1 tRNA gene and 3 rRNA genes are annotated in these 5229 nt (G+C 49.8%); all 4 read right to left on the reverse strand.

The window, feature by feature from the left end:
• Nucleotides 1–116 (reverse strand): 5S ribosomal RNA (gene rrf / locus HF992_RS11535).
• An 84-nt stretch (nucleotides 117–200) separates the two neighbouring features.
• Nucleotides 201–3105: ribosomal RNA gene (locus tag HF992_RS11540) — 23S ribosomal RNA — on the reverse strand.
• 144 nt (nucleotides 3106–3249) lie between these two features.
• Nucleotides 3250–3322: transfer RNA gene (locus HF992_RS11545), tRNA-Ala, on the reverse strand.
• Between the two features lie 78 nt (nucleotides 3323–3400).
• Nucleotides 3401–4959 (reverse strand): 16S ribosomal RNA (locus tag HF992_RS11550).
• The 16S, 23S and 5S rRNA genes sit together here with 1 tRNA gene alongside, the layout of an rRNA operon.
• Nucleotides 4960–5229 lie beyond the last annotated feature (270 nt).

The following is a 5229-nucleotide window of genomic DNA, read 5'->3' on the forward strand; positions in this document are numbered from 1 at the left end:
GCTAAGCAACTCCCTTATCTCACAGGGGGAAACCCCCAACTACTTCAGGCGTTCTAGGGCTTAACTGCTGTGTTCGGCATGGGTACAGGTGTATCTCCTAGGCTATCGTCGCTTAACTTCTTTGATTGGTTTTGCCCAATCACAATTGAATACCTATATTGTAACAAATCAACCTGACGCTTGTCAATATCTTATTAACTCTGGATAAGTCCTCGGACGATTAGTATTGGTCCGCTTCACCTGTCGCCAAGCTTCCACTCCCAACCTATCTACCTCATCTTCTCTAAGGGTCCTTACTAACCTAAGTTATGGGAAATCTCATCTTGAGGGGGGGTTCACACTTAGATGCTTTCAGCGTTTATCCCGTCCATACATAGCTACCCAGCGATGCCTTTGGCAAGACAACTGGTACACCAGCGGTATGTCCACTCTGGTCCTCTCGTACTAGGAGCAGATCCTCTCAAATTTCCTACGCCCGCGACGGATAGGGACCGAACTGTCTCACGACGTTCTGAACCCAGCTCGCGTGCCGCTTTAATGGGCGAACAGCCCAACCCTTGGGACCGACTACAGCCCCAGGATGCGACGAGCCGACATCGAGGTGCCAAACCTCCCCGTCGATGTGAACTCTTGGGGGAGATAAGCCTGTTATCCCCAGGGTAGCTTTTATCCGTTGAGCGATGGCCCTTCCATACGGTACCACCGGATCACTAAGCCCGACTTTCGTCCCTGCTCGAGTTGTGGCTCTCGCAGTCAAGCTCCCTTATACCTTTACACTCTGCGATTGATTTCCAACCAATCTGAGGGAACCTTTGGGCGCCTCCGTTACACTTTAGGAGGCGACCGCCCCAGTCAAACTGCCCGTCAGACACTGTCTCCGATAGGGTTAACCTATCCGGGTTAGAGTAACCATAACACAAGGGTAGTATCCCAACAGCGCCTCCTTCGAAACTGGCGTCCCGATCTCATAGGCTCCTACCTATCCTGTACATGTGGTACAGTTACTCAATATCAAACTGCAGTAAAGCTCCATGGGGTCTTTCCGTCCTGTCGCGGGTAACCTGCATCTTCACAGGTACTAAAATTTCACCGAGTCTCTCGTTGAGACAGTGCCCAAATCATTACGCCTTTCGTGCGGGTCGGAACTTACCCGACAAGGAATTTCGCTACCTTAGGACCGTTATAGTTACGGCCGCCGTTTACTGGGGCTTCAATTCAAACCTTCGGATTGCTCCTAAGCTCTCCTCTTAACCTTCCAGCACCGGGCAGGCGTCACCCCCTATACATCATCTTACGATTTAGCAGAGAGCTGTGTTTTTGATAAACAGTTGCTTGGGCCTATTCACTGCGGCTCAGTCTAGCTGAGCGCCCCTTCTCCCGAAGTTACGGGGCCATTTTGCCGAGTTCCTTAACGAGAGTTCTCTCGATCACCTGAGGCTACTCGCCTCGACTACCTGTGTCGGTTTGCGGTACGGGTAGAGTATAATTAAACGCTAGAAGCTTTTCTTGGCAGTGTGACGTCACTAACTTCGCTACTAATCTTCGCTCCCCATCACAGCTCAATGTTACAGAGATAAGCATTTGACTCATCTCACACCTCACTGCTTAGACAGGCTCTTCCATTCGCCTGCTTTAGTTAGCCTACTGCGTCCCTCCATCACTATATACTCTAGTACAGGAATATCAACCTGTTGCCCATCGGATACACCATTCGGTCTCTCCTTAGGTCCCGACTAACCCAGGGCGGACGAGCCTTCCCCTGGAAACCTTAGTCTTACGGTGGACAGGATTCTCACCTGTCTTTCGCTACTCATACCGGCATTCTCACTTCTATACGCTCCAGCACTCCTCACGGTATGCCTTCGCCGCATATAGAACGCTCTCCTACCATGACACTAGTGTGTCATCCACAGCTTCGGTAATGTGTTTAGCCCCGGTACATTTTCGGCGCAGGGTCACTCGACTAGTGAGCTATTACGCACTCTTTGAATGAATAGCTGCTTCTAAGCTAACATCCTAGTTGTCTGTGCAACCCCACATCCTTTTCCACTTAACACATATTTTGGGACCTTAGCTGGTGGTCTGGGCTGTTTCCCTTTCGACTACGGATCTTAGCACTCGCAGTCTGACTGCCGACCTTATCTCATTGGCATTCGGAGTTTATCTGAAATCAGTAAACCGAGATGGCCCCCTCATCCAAACAGTGCTCTACCTCCAAGAGATCTTTTTGCCGACGCTAGCCCTAAAGCTATTTCGGAGAGAACCAGCTATCTCCAAGTTCGTTTGGAATTTCTCCGCTACCCACAAGTCATCCAAGCACTTTTCAACGTGCCCTGGTTCGGTCCTCCAGTGCGTTTTACCGCACCTTCAACCTGCTCATGGGTAGGTCACATGGTTTCGGGTCTACATCATGATACTAAAGCGCCCTATTAAGACTCGGTTTCCCTGCGGCTCCGTCTCTTCAACTTAACCTCGCATCATAACGTAACTCGCCGGTTCATTCTACAAAAGGCACGCTCTCACCCATTAACGGGCTCGAACTTGTTGTAGGCACACGGTTTCAGGTTCTTTTTCACTCCCCTTCCGGGGTGCTTTTCACCTTTCCCTCACGGTACTGGTTCACTATCGGTCACTAGGGAGTATTTAGGGTTGGGAGATGGTCCTCCCAGATTCCGACGAGATTTCGCGTGTCTCGCCGTACTCAGGATTCTGCTAGGTATAATCTCGATTTCGACTACAGGGCTCTTACCTCCTCTGGCTGACTTTCCCAAGTCATTCGTCTATCAATATTACGTCCACAGCGCAGTCCTACAACCCCGAAGTGTAAACACTTCGGTTTGCCCTCCTGCCTCTTCGCTCGCCGCTACTAAGGCAATCGCTTTTGCTTTCTCTTCCTGCAGCTACTTAGATGTTTCAGTTCACTGCGTCTTCCCTCCTCATACCTTAACAGTATGGGATACTAGCCATCAAGCTAGTGGGTTCCCCCATTCGGACACCCCTGGATCGTCGCTTACTTACAGCTCCCCAAGGCATTTCGTCGTTCGTCACGTCCTTCTTCGGCTCCTAGTGCCAAGGCATCCACCGTGCGCCCTTATTAACTTAACCTTTAAAATTAATTCTTTGCATTTACATGCACAGCGTTTCGGTTTATTTTCTTGTTACTATTTCATTTATCTTTAATAAATGGAATTTGATATAGATATTCAATTGTCAATGGGCAACTGCTAAACCGCTTTTGATCTAACAGTATGGAGCCTAGCGGGATCGAACCGCTGACCTCCTGCGTGCAAAGCAGGCGCTCTCCCAGCTGAGCTAAGGCCCCGTACACCTTAGAGTGTACTTCTATTGTGTAAGACCACTCAAAATTAAAGAAGACTACGTACAGGTTCCGTTTCCTTAGAAAGGAGGTGATCCAGCCGCACCTTCCGATACGGCTACCTTGTTACGACTTCACCCCAATCATCTATCCCACCTTAGGCGGCTGGCTCCTAATAGGTTACCTCACCGACTTCGGGTGTTACAAACTCTCGTGGTGTGACGGGCGGTGTGTACAAGGCCCGGGAACGTATTCACCGCGGCGTGCTGATCCGCGATTACTAGCGATTCCGACTTCATGGAGGCGAGTTGCAGCCTCCAATCCGAACTGAGATCGGCTTTAAGAGATTAGCTTGCCGTCACCGGCTTGCGACTCGTTGTACCGACCATTGTAGCACGTGTGTAGCCCAGGTCATAAGGGGCATGATGATTTGACGTCATCCCCACCTTCCTCCGGTTTATTACCGGCAGTCTCGCTAGAGTGCCCAACTCAATGATGGCAACTAACAATAGGGGTTGCGCTCGTTGCGGGACTTAACCCAACATCTCACGACACGAGCTGACGACAACCATGCACCACCTGTCACCAGTGCCCCGAAGGGAAATTCTATCTCTAGAACGGTCACTGGGATGTCAAGACCTGGTAAGGTTCTTCGCGTTGCTTCGAATTAAACCACATGCTCCACCGCTTGTGCGGGCCCCCGTCAATTCCTTTGAGTTTCAGCCTTGCGGCCGTACTCCCCAGGCGGAGTGCTTAATGCGTTAGCTGCGGCACTGAGTCCCGGAAAGGACCCAACACCTAGCACTCATCGTTTACGGCGTGGACTACCAGGGTATCTAATCCTGTTCGCTACCCACGCTTTCGAGCCTCAGCGTCAGTTACAGACCAGAGAGCCGCTTTCGCCACCGGTGTTCCTCCATATATCTACGCATTTCACCGCTACACATGGAATTCCACTCTCCCCTTCTGCACTCAAGTTAAACAGTTTCCAAAGCATACAATGGTTGAGCCACTGCCTTTTACTTCAGACTTATCTAACCGCCTGCGCTCGCTTTACGCCCAATAAATCCGGACAACGCTCGGGACCTACGTATTACCGCGGCTGCTGGCACGTAGTTAGCCGTCCCTTTCTGGTAAGTTACCGTCACTCCATAGATTTTCCACTCCTATGGCCGTTCTTCTCTTACAACAGAGCTTTACGATCCGAAAACCTTCTTCACTCACGCGGCGTTGCTCGGTCAGGGTTCCCCCCATTGCCGAAGATTCCCTACTGCTGCCTCCCGTAGGAGTCTGGGCCGTGTCTCAGTCCCAGTGTGGCCGATCACCCTCTCAGGTCGGCTATGTATCGATGCCTTGGTAGGCCGTTACCCTACCAACTAGCTAATACAACGCAGGTCCATCTGGTAGTGGAGCAATTGCCCCTTTCAAATCAATAACATGTGTTATTCACTATTATGCGGTATTAGCTATCGTTTCCAATAGTTATCCCCCGCTACCAGGCAGGTTACCTACGCGTTACTCACCCGTTCGCGACTCAGTTCATTCAAATGTAGCAAGCTACGGTAGAATCAACTGCGTTCCACTTGCATGTATTAGGCACGCCGCCAGCGTTCGTCCTGAGCCAGGATCAAACTCTCATATAAAAGTTTAATTGTCTCAGTCATTACTGACTTATTGTTTTTTTCATTGACGAAGTTAATTCCTTAACTTCACCCTGCACGTTTGGTTCGTCTTCTTTAATTTTCAATGATCTTCGTCGCCTCTCACGAGACAACTATCTTAGTATATCACTTCCTCTTGAACCTGTCAACACTTTTTTGAAACTTTTTTTATCTTTTTTTCTCAAAACTGTTTCGCCTTTGAGTTCCCTGTGACAACTTCATTATTCTATCACCTTCTTCTCGCTTTGTCAA

This window comes from Streptococcus ovuberis (assembly GCF_012396585.1).
Taxonomy (GTDB): Bacteria; Bacillota; Bacilli; order Lactobacillales; family Streptococcaceae; genus Streptococcus; species Streptococcus ovuberis.